The sequence below is a fragment of the Mesorhizobium sp. C277A genome (assembly GCF_040324395.1).
In the GTDB taxonomy this organism is placed as follows: domain Bacteria; phylum Pseudomonadota; class Alphaproteobacteria; order Rhizobiales; family Rhizobiaceae; genus Mesorhizobium.
In genome coordinates this window covers 385,413-400,611 of record NZ_JAMYVW010000004.1, presented here as the reverse complement: position 1 = coordinate 400,611, position 15,199 = coordinate 385,413, and the positions used below count along the sequence as shown (strand labels likewise).

The window sequence follows — 15,199 nt, the reverse complement described above, 5'->3', positions numbered from 1 at the left end:
AGGGTTTCGGGCGGGCCTGATCCGCCCATAGGTCGACAAGCCAGCCGCAGGAAATGGTCCCCGAGACACAATGGAGACAGGTGGCGCGATCGGTGACACAAGAAGCCGGCCGCAATGCAGAGCGCCGGCTGCGCGGGCTCTGTCGGCAACCGGATCGGACAATTGGCCCGATGGGCCTTTGGCGCCTCAGCAAGCAACCCGGCGCGGTGCGGGGCTGCCGAAATGGGGCGAACTGGCGTCGGAATTTCTCGCGCGCGGCACTGGCTCGACAAGACGCCCAATCGGCAGCCGGCGTGGCCCGTAGCGGCGCGCGCGACCTGAGCGGCGGTAATCGAGAGAACCGCCGCTCGGGCCCTGATCGACTATTCGCGCACGAACAGCGGCTGCACTTGTGTCCACTGATCGGCGGTGCGGAGCCGCTGCGGCTGGTGTAGCAGCTTTCGGCCGGGAATTTCATCCAGCGCGGCAGCCAGGTCTCGACCCAGGGGCGGCCATTCTCGCCCGCCAGGAAGTCGCGGATGATGTTCTTTTGCGTCTTGACCTTCTCGGCGACATTGCCGTCCGCGACCAGCTTGCCGCCGACGTCGGCCAGCATCGAATTGGCGATTTCCTTGTCGCGCAAGAGGTCGAAGAAGGCATCGTCCGGTTGCCACCATATGCCAATGTCGACGTTCAGGTGGTTGCCGAGGCCTCGACGACGGCGCTGCCGGCTGCAAGCGTCTCGGCCATGACAAGGGTGAGAACGCGCATGACATCGTCGTCGCAGAGCGCCAAGAGGCGCGCGAACACGCCGGCGATAGCAACGGCGTCGCCATTGCCGCCGGCGACCAAGCTATCCTCATCCGGTGATCCGAGCAGGGCCAATACCTCGCGCCGCTTTTTGCCGAATGCGGCTTCAGCCTTGCAGCCGGCAAGGCTGGCAGTCACCGTCTCGTTGGCTGCGCGCTGCGGCTCAGGCCGCACCTGCCACAGGCCCGAACCGGTGATGGCGTGCGCCACCACGAGGCGCAGCGCCACGGCGGGATGGTCGAGCATGGCCGCGCGCACGGCGGCATGGCGATGCAGATCGATATAGTTGTGCATCGGGCCGGTGACTTCGGGGCGCGGCAGCTTGGCGGCTGTTTCTTCTTGCTCGCCGCCCTCGCGGGCGCGGCGGGCTTCCTTTGCGTGACAGCCAGCCCTCGTGACACTCGACCTCACCGCGATGCGAGACAGTGATGATGATCTTGCCGCCCTTCTTCTTCGGGGTCTTCTCGTGGTCCCATGCGTGGAAATACTGGCCCGGTTCCAGCGCACAACCTCGCTCCAGCCCTCGTTGAGATAGGTGTCGCGTTTGGTGGCAATCGCTTCGTTCTGCTTTTGCCAGAACAGGTCGGCATCGGCGAAATAGCTGTCCTCGCCGAACAGGTCCGAGGTGATCAGGCCGGGATACTCCTCGATGGCAAACAGTGCCACCTTGGTGGAAATCGACTGGCCGCCGAACAGCCATTGCTTCAATTGATAGCCACGCGGCGCGTATTGATCGGGATCGGCACAGAGTGCCAGCCAGTCCTTCTGCTGCGCCTTGGAAGACATGGTGAGATGGCGCACCGGCTCGGTGTCGATCTCCTCGCGCGGATAGGCTTCGCGGATTTTGGGCAAGAGGTCGCCAAGCGCCAGAATGCGTTTGACCTTGAGATCAGTGATGCCGAAGGTCACAGCGATGTCGAGAACGGTGCGGCCTTGCCTGACAAGCCGCGAAACGTCTCCCATTGCCATACTTCGTCAGGATCGAGGCGGGCGAGGTTTTCGATCAGAGAAGCTTCCAGCGCATCGGCGTCGTCACCGTCCTCCATGATGGCGCAGGGCAAGGGATCGCCTTCACCGCGCTCGTCGGCAAGCGATTTCGCGGCGAAATAGCGCCGCCTGCCGGGTTGTCCCCGCCGCGGAGGCCGAAGGCCGACGCGGCGGGACGGTTTTTGCGCCTATCGGCGCTGCTGTTCCGCCGTGTCGGGCGGAAGCTCGGAATGGGGCTTTGATAGGGCGTCTGCTGCCTGCCGCAGCAGTCGCTCGGCCTCGGTGACGTGGCCGCAAAATGCGGGCGGCTTCGGCATGGACGGAGATCGGAAAGCGCGCCTGGAAATGCAGGTCGCGCTCTATGCCGAGGCCAAGCGGCCCTTTTACGGATGCAAGCTCGGCCAGACTGACGCTGCCAAGTTCGGGGAAGCCGAAGCCGAGATCGCAAAGACCGAACAGCGTGTCGCCATCGGCGTCGAGTTCGCTCAGAAGCGAGGTCGCGGCACCTGTCGGATCAAACAGTTTCACAACGGGAAAATGGTCGATGTCGGCGCCGGCGGCGCCATGGGCGAGCAGTCGTGCGCGCAGTGGATTGGTGATCAGGATCATGGAAAGACTCCTTGTCAGAACGGGTCGCGTTGACTTCTTGCGTCCGGCGGGAGAAAGGTTCACCGGACCTTCCTCTGATCCGCCTCCCCATTAGAGACCGACCTCGAGCAGCTTTGCGCCGCGCGCGGACACATCGGCGCGTCCATCAGGAGGGTTTGCCCGCGTGGTGATCGGCTGGACGCCGGGAATGAGCGTCTGCTCCTTTGCGGCGTCGGCTCGGTCGCGGTCAGTTGAGGATCGCGCATCGTCATGCCGCAATCCCTTCTTGCGCCTCGCCTTCCGCATCGGCCGGAAGGCCAAACAGGAAATCAGCGGCCTTTGAAGCTAGGCTGGCGGCACGGAATATAGCGCGGTTGTCCTCGCGCAGCACCTTCAGCCATGAGCCGATGTAATCGGCGTGACGCACGGTCGGCTCGATGCCGAGATTGCTGCAGACGAAGGCGGCAGTGATTTCGGCGACCAATTCTTCACGCGCGTAGGCCTTGGAGCCGAACGAGCCGGAGAGGTCGCGAGCAAGCCGCGTCGGGTGGCCGGTCCAGTGGCCTAGCTCGTGAAAGCAGGTCCGGTAATAGTCGATCTGCTGATGGAACGCTGGCTGCGGCGGCACCTGAATGTGGTCGCTGCACGGCATGTAGAAAGCGCGATCGCCGCCGACCCTGAAATCCGCACCGCTGGCGAGAATGAGCGTCTCGGCCTGCGGCACGATCTCGCACTGTGGCAGCGGCTCGGCAGGGGCATGGAGGTGTTCCGGAAGATTGTCGCATTGCGCGACATTGAAGACGGTAAAGCGCTTCAGAAAAGGCACGGCCTGTGGTGCATCGCCCTCGTGGCGTGCGCGCTCCTTCTCGTTCTTTGGGACAAAGCGGTCGGCATGCACGATCGTCGTGCCGCGCTCGCCCTTCCTGACATTGCCGCCCAGGGCAAGCGCCTGCCGGAAGGTCAGCCAATTCTGGCTGGGATAGCTGCGCTCGATGACGGCGCCCCACAGGATGAGGATATTGATGCCGGAATAGGTGCGCCCCGTGGACGCATTCCTCGGCAGGCCGAGGCCTGCTTTTGCGCTGCCCCATGGCTTGACCCATGGCACGGTGCCGCGCTCCAGCTCGGCAATGATGCGGTCGGTGATCTCCTGATAGAGGCTTGCGCCTGGGCGCCTGCCCTTGCCTGCGCCAGCCTCTCCGCTGGTGGTACGCTTGCTGTTTGCACGCATGTGTTATCCTCCGCTCGCCAATCGCCGCGCCTTTCCCCGGAAGCGGGGTGGGCGGCGAGTCGCGACCGGAAAGGCCCGCCGTGGTAGGCGGACCGCATCCGAAGGACCGGAACGAAGAGGAGGACCCTGAGCGGCACGCGAAGGGTTGCGGGCTGCCGCGGCGGGTCTAGAAGGGAGTGCCGCCCGCCCCGCGCCACCGGGAAAGGCCAACAGACAAACCGCGCCGCCCGCAAGGGCGGCGGCCGTCACAGCCCGAAGGGCTGCCCACGCCAAGGGGCGAAGCCGAATGGCCGAGACCGCCTGAGCTTGCCGAAGAAAAGCGGGCTCGGTTCACGAGCACCTGGTGCGCGTCGTCAGGCGCGCGGGCGCCCGCCAAGTTTTTTCGCACATGGTCAGGCGCCGCAGTTACGTCGAGAACCAAAAGGCATCGGCGCCGTGCGCGCGGCTTCCTCCGAGAACCAGCGCTCGCCTTTCAACAAATTGAGGCGTTGTCCCACTCAATATTCCTGTCCGTGATCATGATGGATGCGGCGCGCCCGCTAGGACCGGAGGCTGGAGAGAATCTCGCACGGATCAGCGTCAAGGGCCGCAGTTATGTCGAGAAACTCGATGACATCGAGACGCCGCTCTGCGCCCTCGTACTTGGCCACGAAGGATTGGGGACGACCAAGCTTGTCAGCCAGCTGCTTCTGGGTCAGGCCTTTGGCCTTGCGCAGCAAAACCAGCCGGGCCAGGAACCGCTGGTGGCGGGGCGATCGAAGGGATTTGGGCATGGAGGCGAACCGGTCGGGTAAAGACCGGATCAGCGACTAATCCCGGTTTCGGATTATCCCATTTTGGGATATACTGCCTGCGCTCACAGGCGAGGTTCGCAGGCATGAATGGACCAATGGGAACAGATGAGACTCGAAGCTCAAGTTTGAGCGATGAAGTCCCCTGGTCGGAGAACCTCACGAGCTACGACAGGGAGCATTTCACGATCTACCTGCGGATCCTGGATGCCTGCGCCGAGAATGCCAGCGAAAAGGAGATGGCCGAGCGCATCCTCGGCATCGACCCGTCCATTGACCCGGTCCGCGCCCGCAAAGCTCTTCGCAGCCATATCGACCGTGCGAACTGGATGGTGACGACCGGCTACAAGGAACTGTTCGCCGGCTGATGCACAGCGCCCAATGCCACGTGTTTCGAGTAGGCAAGTCTCTGTAGCCAAATTCGGCAGCGCACGGCCGCGACAGCGGGCGCTGCGGGAGCGGTCACAACTGGTTCGCGTACTGTTTGACTGCCATTTCCAGTGCTTGCATCAAAGGCACAGCCTTGGAGAAGAGGAAGCCTTGAGCGGTTCGGCAACCAAGCTTGTGCAGGGTTTGCCGATCCGCCTCTGTTTCGACGCCCTCGGCCATGACCTCGATCCCGAGCATGTCACCGAGTTCGATGACGGATTTGACAAGCAGTCGGTCCTCTCGGGACTTGGCCAAGCCGCGAATGAAGCCTTGGTCTATTTTCACCTTGCGTATCCGACGGTCCTTGAGAGATGCCAAGGTAGAAAAGCCGGTGCCGAAGTCGTCGAGCGCGATGGAAATACCGGCATGCGAAAGCCGTCCGAGCTTTTCATCCACTCTGTCCGGATCCACCGGCGATTCTTCGGTAATCTCGATTTCGAACATCGTCGCAGGCAGGCCTCTTGCGGCCAGACCATCCAGAACCATGTCGTCGATATCGCCGGCTTCCAGTTCGCGCGGGGAAACATTCATCGCCACACGAATGTTACGACAGTCAGCTTTCACCAAGCCGTCGATAAAAGCACAACAGTCGGCGAATACGGTTTGCGTCAGCAGCTGAAGCATTCCGGTTTCGCGTGCGGCTGTGATGATTTCGGGTGGAGAGATGGCACCATGTGTCGGATGGGACCATCTCAGCAAGGCTTCAAAACCGACCACGGCCTCGGTGTCGAGTTTCACGATCGGCTGGAACCAAGGTTGCAATCTTCCCGTCTTTATCGCCGAATGAAGGTCCCGTTCGATGGACTGGCGGCGTTGGAGTTCCCGGTCGAGTTCGGCATCGAACAGGCAAAATTCGTTCCTGCCATGGCGCTTGGCCGTATAAAGGGCGATATCGGCCCGCAACAGCATTTCAGTCAGGCTCGACGTCTGCGCCAAGTATATCCCTATCGATGCCCCGACGCGCACGGACGCGACCCCGATATAGGGGCGAGCAATTTTGGCTATGATATTGGAGGCGAGATCACTGGCAGAAAGCGAAGCTCTCGTTGAGGGAAAAACCAGCACGAATTCATCGCCGCCGATACGAGCTAGCGTTGAGCCTTCCGGTGCTTCCTGCTCTATGCGGCGGGCGATCATGACAAGCAGTTCATCACCGGTCCTGTGACCGTAGGTGTCGTTGACAGATTTAAAGCCGTCCAGATCAATCAGCATTGCCACGAAGGGGCCATCCGCGGTCTTGAACCGACCGATGGCGTGTTCAAGGCCCCGCCTGTTGAGAAGGGCGGTCAAATGGTCCTCCCTGGAGTTGCGCTCCATTTCCGACGCAAGTCGCTCTGCCTCATGTCTCAGGCGGCTTGCTTCGCGGAAGCGCGCCTGCCCAACAAACGAAGCTCGGACCAAGCCGCCCATGAAGAGCAGAACGGTGAAAGCCAGAATGTAGCGTTCAAAATTGCCTTTCGCCAAAAGGCACGCCACCGTGATGAGGAGTGGAGGTGTGATGAAGCTGGTCGCCGCCGCGGCATACGAACTGCCATATGTAACCGCACCAGCTGAAATGCCCGCCAGTATGACCAGATGCATCGGTGCTTGAGGTGTTGTGTATCCAACAGTCAGCACGGCCGGGAAGGACCAGGCAAACCCTGCCAGAAGGGCAAGGACGCCAAACATGCGAAGGCGCGGCAAAACGCCAAGCGAATCCTGATGGCGCCCCGTTTCCTTTAGCTGAAAACGGGCGAGTGCAAGCCGGGCGGCATTTAGCGCATTGACGACCAGGAACCAGCTTGCAGCGGCAAAGCCGCCGCCAGAAAGGGCCTGCACCCCGCAAATCAGGCCTGACAGGATCGCGCTTATCGGCATCGACACGAAGAGCCCGGCCCTCAGGTCAGCAAGCTGATCCTGACGGATTTTGGCCTCCAGCGATTCTTCTTTCTTTAGGGGTGCCATGAATGGACCAGCTTGCTTCCGTCATTGTTCGCGAGGACCAAACCTATGCAAGCCCACTGAAGGACGGGTTAACTACCCAGCGAGGGTAACCGGTGCGCTCACCATGCTTCGGGTCACACCTTTGGCTTAGCATTGCCGAATCATCAAGGTTTCGCCCGCGCGCGTGCCTTGATCCGAATCATGCCATGATCGGCAACGTCACCAGGAAGCAGCCTTGCCCGCGACGCTGCGAGCCAGCAAGACAAAGAAGCCGCGCCGAGACAGCGCTCCAGAGCGGTAGCGCTCTGTGCGATTCACCGCCTGAGCATGGCCGAAATGCCATGGCGGACAAAGGGAAGATGTTGGGCAAAGCGGAGCCCAGCATGTCTTGCAAGCCGTGCCGCCGGGTGCTCGCTTGAGTAAAGACCGACAAGCATGTTGGTGGCATGATAGAGCGGCGCCGCCGACAGCCGCAGCCGGCTTTCATATCTGCCGAGCATGTCGGGATCGGCAATGTCGCGGCGTGCGCGACATGCTGTCAGTATTTTATGAGCGAGTTGCTTCTGGCCGCTGAGGCCGATGTTGAAGCCATGCGCGGTCACCGGGTGCATGCCGATGGCAGCGTCTCCTATAAGTGCCGCACTCGGTGCCGAGAACTTGTGCGCCCAGGTCGTGACCAGCGGATAGGCATGGCGGGTGCTTGCCAGGGTCAACTGCCCGAGGCGTCCTCGACACCGGTTCATCAATTCCATGAGGAACAATTCGTCATCGAGAACAGACAGTCTATCGGCCTCGATTGAGCGCAAAGTCAGAAGCAGCGACGACACGCCTTCCATGAGCGGCAACATCGCTATGGTCTGATGGTGGTCGAACCATTCGACCGCGATCTGGCGATGGAAGCGCTCGTGCCTCACTCGGCAAATCAGCATGGAGTGGCCAAGCGGATGGATGTTGGCGCCAATGCCGAGCAGGTCGCGCATCGCGGACAAACGCGAATCCGCTGCTACGAGCAGCCGAGCGGCCAATTGCCTGCCATCAGAAAGCGTTATGACCGCCTCGTCGTCGCTGGTTGTTGCATTCACGACCGAGTTGCCGCACAGCAGCCGGGCATGATCCTGGAAGTAGACAATTTTGAACAGGGCATCGCGGATCCGACAATTTGGGACCAGAAATCCGAGTGGTTCCCCAGATCCGCTGCGAGTATCGAAGCACAGGGCGAAAGGGCTCGATCCGTTGAGCACGCGCGCGCCATGAAGCGGTGATTTGTCAGATGCGGGCATGGCGTCCCAGGCGCCGAGCTCGCGAAGGATTCTCACCGAAGCGTGCGTCAGCGCGATCTCGCGACCGTCGAAAGCCGGATTCGCCAGGCTGTCGAGCGACTGCCGTTCAACCACTGCCACCTTGAGTCGGCTCAGGGCGAGCGATGCTGCGAAGGCAAGTCCGACCGGCCCAGCTCCGACGACAATGATGTCGAATGTGTCGACAGAGCCGGCCATCAGCGTGCCGCCATAGCGGCTATCTGCGATACGAAGCGCTCTTGAAGCATCGCAATCACCCACGGTTTGCCGCTCATCTCCCCATCGTCGACAGACATGCGTTCTCCGTTGGAAGCCTGGTCAATGAAACCACGCCGACGAAGAGATAACGCTGATCTGGATCAACCAGGCTCGATAACCCGGCAACGGCGGGTTCACGGTCGAGTGGTCGATTGCCGTGAAAACGTTTGCATGTCTAGGCATTCTGAACGGTCGGCTTCCCAATCGCGTGCCCCTACTGGCCAAAGGTTCGGCAACGTATTGTGGCTGATCCGTTCTTCGCACGCGCGCCGATATCATCATGACGAGGCAATCCAGCAAAGACTCGGTCGACTGACGACCAGCATCCGCACAGTCGTTGGGCGCCGCCAACCGGTTCAGCCTCGCGGCTCTTCCCGATCGATAAGGATCCGCTGGGCGGAGCCGTCGAGATCTTCGTATTGGCCGCTCTTCAGATCCACAGGAAGCGCCGGTCCAAGCCCCACCAAAACAGGCAGCGGCCATCGCATTCCGTCAGGACGGGCATCTTGCTGCCGACAGCGTACTCTCCGCCCATGACGGGCGCTAGACGCCGAAGGAACTCGCCGACGGCCTCATGTCCAAGTGATGTGGGAAGGGAGCAGAACCAAAGGGACTCTGCTCCGCGTCCCCGCCTTTTCCGCAGCTATGAAACCTTCACCGAACGGATCCGTACTGAGGAGGAGGCCGTCCTTGACTTGCCCGACGCCGGCAACCTTCTCAGCCGCAACGATCGCTGCCTTCCGCTGACGCTCGTCGACAATCGCCCCCTTCAGTTCGACAAGGCCGTCGCTGACCCTCACATCGATCAAGTCACCACCGCTCCAGGTTTGTGACTGCAGTTCGGCAAGGATAGCCTTGCGGATCAGGTCGTCATCGGGTGGCGTGGTTCCCTGTTTCGGCATGGCGCGGATCAGGACAAGCAGCAAATCAGTTCGCGTGATGATGCCGATGACCCTGTCCCGATCGACAATCGGAAGATTGTTGATGCGATGTTGCATCATCAGGTCGACAATATCTGCAATCGAGGCGCCAGGAGGCGCCGAGATGACGGGTGTGGTCATCACCTGATGGATGATCCGTCCGTTCGAGCGCGCATAGTCATTGGCGACTGTGCCCGGGCCAAGATCAAACTCCAGCCAGCGCGGACGCACACGCTGGGTCCCAAGTTCTTCTCGGCGCAAGAAGTCGCTTTTGCTTACAATACCAATCAGGGTGCCGTCGCTGTCTGCTACCGGCAGGCAGCTGACCTTGTTTGAAAGCATGAGCTCGACCGCTTGCGCGATCGTCGCGTTCGCATCCGTCGTGATGACTGGCTTTGTCATTATGGATTCGGCCTGCATCCTCACCCTCCTGATCTTTCGTCGGACGACGATAGGACATCCCGACCCGCGGCGCTTTGATCTGAGTCACTTGGAGCGAGGAGCATTCTCCGCGCCGTCGTCGCGGTCGATTAGAATGCGCTCCGCAGCGCCATCGAGATCATCGTACTGGCCGCTTCTCAACGCCCACAGGAAGCCGGACAGGCCGAGTGCGCCAAGGAACAGCGCCACCGGAATGAGATAGGCGAGCGTCGTCATGAGGATCGGGCCAAGGCGCCGGCCCGCGCGGGCCTGTCCTGCCGCGCAGTTTCGGACGACGCACCCGTTGCGAAGCCTTGCAGACGCATGGCATTTCCAATCACAAGCAATGACGAGGCAGACATCGCGACCGCCGCGATCAGAGGCGTAACATGACCCAGAATGGCGATCGGCACGGCCACAGCATTGTAAACGATAGCAATTGTTATGTTCTGTCGGATCAGGCTTCCCGCCTTGCGCGACACGTCCAGCGCCAGCGGGATCGCCAAGAGGCTTTCGCGCAGAAAAACGAAGTCGGCTGCATTGCGGCCAATGTCGGCGGCGGTGGCGGGTGCGATCGAGACATGCGCGGCGCTCAGCGCCGGCGTGTCGTTGAGCCCGTCGCCAACCATTAGAACCTTGTGCCCGTCTCTCGCCAGGCTCTCGATGCGTTCAACCTTGCCGGACGGCAGCAGGCAGGGAACGAAGTCATCGACACCAAGCATGTCGGCAACCTCGGCGCAGGCTTTCGCGGTATCGCCCGACAGCATTTCCACGCACATACCAGCGTTGCGCAGTTGATCGATCGCTGCCCTGGTGTCGAGGCGTAGCGCATCTTCGAAAACGAAGGATGCGACAATCATGCCGTTTTTAGTCAGGACTGTTCCGCCATAGCCATGTTTGCCTTCGCCGCCGGTTCGCGCCTTCCAGCCAGCCCATCCGCGTCGACCCAGCCGCCAGGTGATACCGGCGGCGGTGGCTTCGATCCCGAAACCCGGGTGCTCGGTCACCGCATCGAATTTGTGCTGGCTGCTGCTGACGGCAAAGCCGGCAATGGCCTTTGAATATGGATGACGCGAATGCGCGGCCAAGTCGGCAGCGATTGCCAGCATGGCGGGATCGATCGACGACGTGTTGACGAGCCTGGGCTGGCCAAGCGTGAGCGTGCCGGTCTTGTCGAACACGGCTGTATCGATCGCTGCCAGGCGCTCCATGGCCGAGCCGTCCTTCACCATGATGCCGTTCTCGAACAGGCGCCGCGCGGCGACCACCTGAACGATTGGGACGGCGAGGCCAAGCGCGCAGGGGCATGTGATGATGAGAACAGCGATGGCAATCGTCATCGCCCGATGCCAGTCGCCGGTCACCGCCATCCAGCCCGTGAATGTTACCAATGCGGTGAGATGAACCACGGGCGCGTAGAGTGCCGACACGCGGTCGGCGATACGGCGATACCGGGCGCGACCACCTTCGGCGGCCTCCATCAACCGAACCATTTCCGCCAGGAACGAATCCTTGGCGGCCGCTGTCGCCTCAATCGTCAGCGGACCGGTGAGGTTGAGGACACCGGCCTGCACAATCTCCCCTGGCGCGACGTTTCGCGGCGTGCTCTCGCCAGTGACCAGTGAGCAGTCAAGATCCGACGCTCCATGAACGATCGTGCTGTCGACGGGGATTCTCTCGCCGGCTCCAATGAGCAGTTGCATCCCCGGTTCGATTTCGCCAACCGGCAAATAGTCCCGTGCGCCATCGCCGCGCAGCACCATGGCGCCACGCGCAGCCAACTGTGACAGGTTCTTTACCGCGGTCCGCGCGCGTTCGCGCATCACGTGATCGAGCGTGCGGCCGATCAACAGGAAGAACAGCAGCGATACCGACGCGTCGAAATAGGCGTGGTCGCCATGGGTGATCGTCTCATAGAGGCTCATGGCGTAGGCCAGCGACACGCCGACGGCGATCGGCACGTCCATGTTCATGCGGCCGTGGCGCAGCGCAGTCCACGCCGATTTGAAGAAGATCCCGCCGGCAAAGGCGAGGGCGGGAATGGCGATGAGCGCCGAGACCCAGTGGAACAAATCGCGGGTGGCGCCTTCGGCGCCGGACCAGACCGATACCGAGAGCAGCATGATGTTGCCCGCCGCAAAGCCGGCAACGGCGACGGCGCGGATGAGCTCCGATAACGTCCTGTCCTTCGCATCGGTGTCGGCTTCGAACAGATGTGCCTGGTAGCCCAGGCGCCCGAGCACTGCGACCAATGGTGGAACCTCATCGCCGCGCCACTGGACCGAGACCCGCTTCGTTGAAAGGTTGACGCGGGCGGCCTGAACGTGATTGAGCTTTCCCAACGCGGTCTCGATCATCTGGATGCAGGCGCCGCAGTGAACCGTCGGTACCGACAGGTCGGTCTGATGAAGGTCATCGCCCAGCGACCGGCTCGCCAGCCTGACCTCCTGGCTTGACGGCAGGACCGAAGCGGGGCTGACCAGATCCAGCGCCATTTCAGCGCCCGGCGCGCAGCAGCTCATTTCAGCACCCCTTGGGAAATCATGACCCTGCGCACGTCGCGATAAGGTTTTGCCAGGCCGGCATCGGCGTCTATTTCGATGATCCAGACACCATCCCTTGGCACGTGTTGTGCTGCAAACTCCTGGCCAGAGACCAGGGCGAGCGTGACGGACTCATCCTCTTTCTCGTAAGCCGGATGGCGAAACAGCACCTTCACGCCATGCAGGGAAACCGGTTTGCCCGCGGCGTCGATGATGCGATAGCGGACTTCGCCCCATGCGATGGTCAACTGGCCGGTCCAGCCAAGCGCTGCCTGCGCACGGCCTTCCTCGGCCTTCTTGTTGAATTGCTGGCTCGCCACATAGGTATTTTCGACGACAAGGCCGGTCCAGCTTGTGTTGGCAAGCGTCGCCATCGTGAGATTGACCGCGATGACCACGCCGAAAAAGGCAAGGACGGTGGCCAACATGTGCCTGCCGGTGAACTCGCGGGGTTTTCGCGTGGTGGCGTTCATCTGGCGATCTCCGGCGAGTTGAAGGTGGCGGTGTATTCGTTGGACTCGAAGCTGACCTTGTCTTCGACCCGGAATGTGAAGGTCTGCGCCTGGCCATGAATCTGGTCGGCGGGCAGGCGCGCGAAAACCTTCAACATCTTCAGCCGGTCGGGTTCGACCTGGACTGCAAAGGAGCGATCGGCGGGGAGATCGACGCCAACGATGCTCATCTCCGCGCCTGGCAAACCCCCGAGGGTGACGATAATCGTTCTCGGTTCGGGGATCATGTTCAAGAGCTTGACGGTATAGCCATTGCGGATCGAGCCGTCCGAGAGCGTCACGAATTGCGGGTTGCGGTCGTGTAGGACATTGATTTCGAGCCGGTCGCGCGTCAGCAGCGAAAAGAGCAGGCCCAGCCCGATCAGCGACCACATGGCCATGTAGACATAGGTTCGTGGCCGAAAGATCTTGCGGATATGGAAAAGCGCCACCCTGTCCGAAAACACGCCGTCATCCGTCCTGACCAGTGATGGATCGACCGAGCTGGCGCCGCCGGCGGTGGCCAGCATCATGTTGGCGTTGTAGTCGGAGAGCGTCGCGTAGGAGATCAGTCCTCGCGCTTTGCCGAGCTTGTCCATGACGCCGTCACAGGCATCGATGCAGAGCGCGCAGGTGATGCATTCGAGTTGCTGACCGTCGCGTATGTCGATCCCCATCGGACAGACGGCGACACAGGCATTGCAGTCGACGCAATCGCCGACGGGATGCCCTGCGGCAAGAACCTTCTTGGCGTGACGCGTGCGCGGTTCGCCGCGCCAGTCATTGTAGGTGACAGTGAGCGAGCTCTCGTCGAGCATGGCTGCCTGGATGCGCGGCCATGGGCACATATAGGTGCAGACCTGTTCGCGCATCAGCCCACCAAACGTGTAGGTCGTCGCCGTCAGGACCGCGACGGTGATGTAGGCGACAGGCGCTGCCGTGCCGGTGAAGAGTTCGCCGAGCAGGGTCGGCGCATCGGCGAAATAGAAGATCCATGCGCCACCAGTCGCTGCGCCTATGACCAGCCAGATGACGTGTTTCGATGCCCGCAGCACAAGCTTACGAGTGGTCCAAGGACCGGCATCGAGCTTGATGCGTGCGTTGCGGTCGCCCTCGATCGCGCGCTCGACGACCAGGAACAGATCGACCCATACGGTCTGTGGGCATGTGTAGCCACACCATGCACGGCCAACAGTCGATGTGATCAGGAAAAGACCGACGCCGGCCATGACCAGAAGACCGGCGACATAGTAGAATTCCTGCGGCCATATCTCGACGAAGAAGAAGTAGAAGCGCCGGTTGGCCACATCGAGCAGCACGGCCTGGTCGGGGGCAAACGGACCGCGGTCCCAGCGCAGCCACGGCGTGAGATAGTAGATGCCGAGCGTGATCGCCATCACGATCCATTTGAATCGGCGAAAGCTGCCCGAGGCCCGCTTCGGGAAGATCTTCCTGCGCGCGGCATACATTGGCTGGCGCACCTTGGCGGAGTTGAACGTCGTGGGTTCGATCCGTTCTATTTGCGTGTTATCGAGCACGAGAAGCTCCAGTCACCAGCGACGATTTCGCCGGAAGCCGACTCATCGGTTCTGGATGATGCCGAGGCCCGGCTTGCGCCGGGCCTCGTCGCTTGGCGGGAGGGGGAGGACGAGAATAGGCTGCTTTGCTATTCTCCGCCGCCAAGCGAATGGATGTAGACCGCCAGTTCCTTGACCTTGATCTCGCCGAGGCGCGCGCCCCAAGCCGGCATCACGCCGTGTTTCGGTGCGGTTACCTGGGCGGCGATGGCCGCTTCGCCTGACCCGTAGAGCCAGATGGCGTCGGTCAGATCTGGAGCGCCGAGTTCCTTGTTGCCTTTTGCATTGTCGCCATGACAGGCCACGCAGTTTTCGGCAAAGACCTTTGCGCCCGGCGCGACCAATGCTTGATTGACGACGGCTCCCGACAGACTGGCGACGTAGGCGCTGACCTGTTTGATCTGGTCGGCGGTGATGATGTCGGCAAAGGCGGGCATTTCCGACAGGCGCGTATCCGGATCGGAGGCGAAGCGAATGCCATGGGTGATCGTCTGCTGAATCTGGTCCGCCTTGCCGCCCCACAGCCAGTCGTCGTCGTTAAGGTTGGGGAAGCCCTTGGAGCCCTGGGCGCCGGAACCATGGCACTGCACGCAATTGAGCTTGAACGCGGCACCGCCGGCGGCGACGGCGAATTCGCGCAGCGTGTCGTCCGCCGCGATCTCCGAAACACTTTTCGCTTCTATCGCGGCGACATATTTGCCCTTGGCCGCTTCAGCCGCGGACAACTCGTTCCCGACATCGTTGCGGCTGGAGTAGCCGAGCACCCCCTTGGTTGCCGTGTGCAGCAGAGGCCATGCCGGATAGGCGATCGTGTACCCGATCGCCCAGACTATGGTGATGTAGAACGTCCAGACCCACCAGCGCGGAAGCGGGTTGTTGAGCTCCCGGATGCCGTCCCACTCATGACCGGTGGTTGAGATGCCGGAAACCTCGTCGATGTGATCGCTGCTCATG

The 15,199-nt window shown here is 61.7% G+C and carries 14 protein-coding genes and 1 pseudogene; 1 reads left to right on the top strand and 14 read right to left on the bottom strand.

Going from position 1 to position 15,199, the window contains the following annotated elements:
* Positions 1 to 672 precede the first annotated feature (672 nt).
* The 5 genes and pseudogenes from NKK52_RS31495 to NKK52_RS31475 form a co-directional block, all read right to left on the bottom strand.
* Complete coding sequence (locus tag NKK52_RS31495; RefSeq protein WP_023685539.1) at positions 673 to 1,752, bottom strand: hypothetical protein; 1,080 nt, start codon at positions 1,750 to 1,752, stop codon at positions 673 to 675.
* Complete coding sequence (locus NKK52_RS31490; protein WP_245263156.1) at positions 1,695 to 1,850, bottom strand: hypothetical protein; 156 nt, start codon at positions 1,848 to 1,850, stop codon at positions 1,695 to 1,697. Before NKK52_RS31490 ends, NKK52_RS31495 begins: the two co-directional genes overlap by 58 nt.
* A 114-nt stretch (positions 1,851 to 1,964) precedes the next feature.
* A pseudogene (locus tag NKK52_RS31485) lies at positions 1,965 to 2,385 on the bottom strand (DUF2958 domain-containing protein).
* Between the two features lie 247 nt (positions 2,386 to 2,632).
* Positions 2,633 to 3,595, bottom strand: a complete 963-nt coding sequence (locus tag NKK52_RS31480; protein ID WP_023697813.1) for an ArdC family protein — start codon at positions 3,593 to 3,595, stop codon at positions 2,633 to 2,635.
* A gap of 539 nt (positions 3,596 to 4,134) precedes the next feature.
* Entirely contained in the window at positions 4,135 to 4,368 is a 234-nt protein-coding gene (locus tag NKK52_RS31475) for a helix-turn-helix domain-containing protein (protein WP_023708050.1), read from the bottom strand.
* Between the two features lie 104 nt (positions 4,369 to 4,472).
* Between NKK52_RS31475 and NKK52_RS31470 the strand changes: the two genes are divergently transcribed.
* Positions 4,473 to 4,754, top strand: a complete 282-nt coding sequence (locus NKK52_RS31470; protein WP_081731646.1) for a DNA -binding domain-containing protein — start codon at positions 4,473 to 4,475, stop codon at positions 4,752 to 4,754.
* 94 nt (positions 4,755 to 4,848) lie between these two features.
* Here NKK52_RS31470 and NKK52_RS31465 read toward each other — a convergent pair whose 3' ends face one another.
* The 9 genes from NKK52_RS31465 to ccoP all read right to left on the bottom strand — a co-directional run bounded on the left by NKK52_RS31465 (position 4,849) and on the right by ccoP (position 15,198).
* Positions 4,849 to 6,759 (bottom strand): putative bifunctional diguanylate cyclase/phosphodiesterase, encoded by a 1,911-nt coding sequence (locus tag NKK52_RS31465; protein WP_023685543.1) that lies wholly within the window; start codon positions 6,757 to 6,759, stop codon positions 4,849 to 4,851.
* 293 nt (positions 6,760 to 7,052) lie between these two features.
* Complete coding sequence (gene ubiM / locus NKK52_RS31460) at positions 7,053 to 8,234, bottom strand: 5-demethoxyubiquinol-8 5-hydroxylase UbiM (protein ID WP_023672363.1); 1,182 nt, start codon at positions 8,232 to 8,234, stop codon at positions 7,053 to 7,055.
* 416 nt (positions 8,235 to 8,650) lie between these two features.
* The gene (ccoS, locus tag NKK52_RS31455; protein WP_081740647.1) at positions 8,651 to 8,782 is read right to left on the bottom strand and encodes a cbb3-type cytochrome oxidase assembly protein CcoS; all 132 of its coding nucleotides are present in this window, start codon (positions 8,780 to 8,782) and stop codon (positions 8,651 to 8,653) included.
* An 84-nt stretch (positions 8,783 to 8,866) separates the two neighbouring features.
* A complete protein-coding gene (locus NKK52_RS31450; RefSeq protein ID WP_023740425.1) occupies positions 8,867 to 9,634 on the bottom strand; it encodes a CBS domain-containing protein in 768 nt (255 codons plus the stop codon).
* 66 nt (positions 9,635 to 9,700) lie between these two features.
* On the bottom strand, positions 9,701 to 9,871 hold the full coding sequence (gene ccoS / locus NKK52_RS31445) for a cbb3-type cytochrome oxidase assembly protein CcoS (RefSeq protein WP_023685546.1): 171 nt from the start codon (positions 9,869 to 9,871) through the stop codon (positions 9,701 to 9,703).
* Positions 9,868 to 12,156 carry a cation-translocating P-type ATPase gene (locus tag NKK52_RS31440; protein ID WP_023685547.1) on the bottom strand — a complete coding sequence of 763 codons (2,289 nt, stop codon included), beginning with the start codon at positions 12,154 to 12,156 and terminating at the stop codon, positions 9,868 to 9,870. The genes ccoS (NKK52_RS31445) and NKK52_RS31440 overlap by 4 nt, the downstream gene beginning before the upstream one ends.
* Positions 12,153 to 12,650, bottom strand: a complete 498-nt coding sequence (locus NKK52_RS31435) for a FixH family protein (protein ID WP_023685548.1) — start codon at positions 12,648 to 12,650, stop codon at positions 12,153 to 12,155. The genes NKK52_RS31440 and NKK52_RS31435 overlap by 4 nt, the downstream gene beginning before the upstream one ends.
* Complete coding sequence (ccoG, locus tag NKK52_RS31430; RefSeq protein WP_352630883.1) at positions 12,647 to 14,206, bottom strand: cytochrome c oxidase accessory protein CcoG; 1,560 nt, start codon at positions 14,204 to 14,206, stop codon at positions 12,647 to 12,649. The genes NKK52_RS31435 and ccoG overlap by 4 nt, the downstream gene beginning before the upstream one ends.
* 128 nt (positions 14,207 to 14,334) lie before the next feature.
* Positions 14,335 to 15,198, bottom strand: coding sequence for a cytochrome-c oxidase, cbb3-type subunit III (gene ccoP, locus NKK52_RS31425; RefSeq protein WP_023685550.1), 864 nt, complete (start codon positions 15,196 to 15,198; stop codon positions 14,335 to 14,337).
* Between the last annotated feature and the right edge of the window lies 1 nt (position 15,199).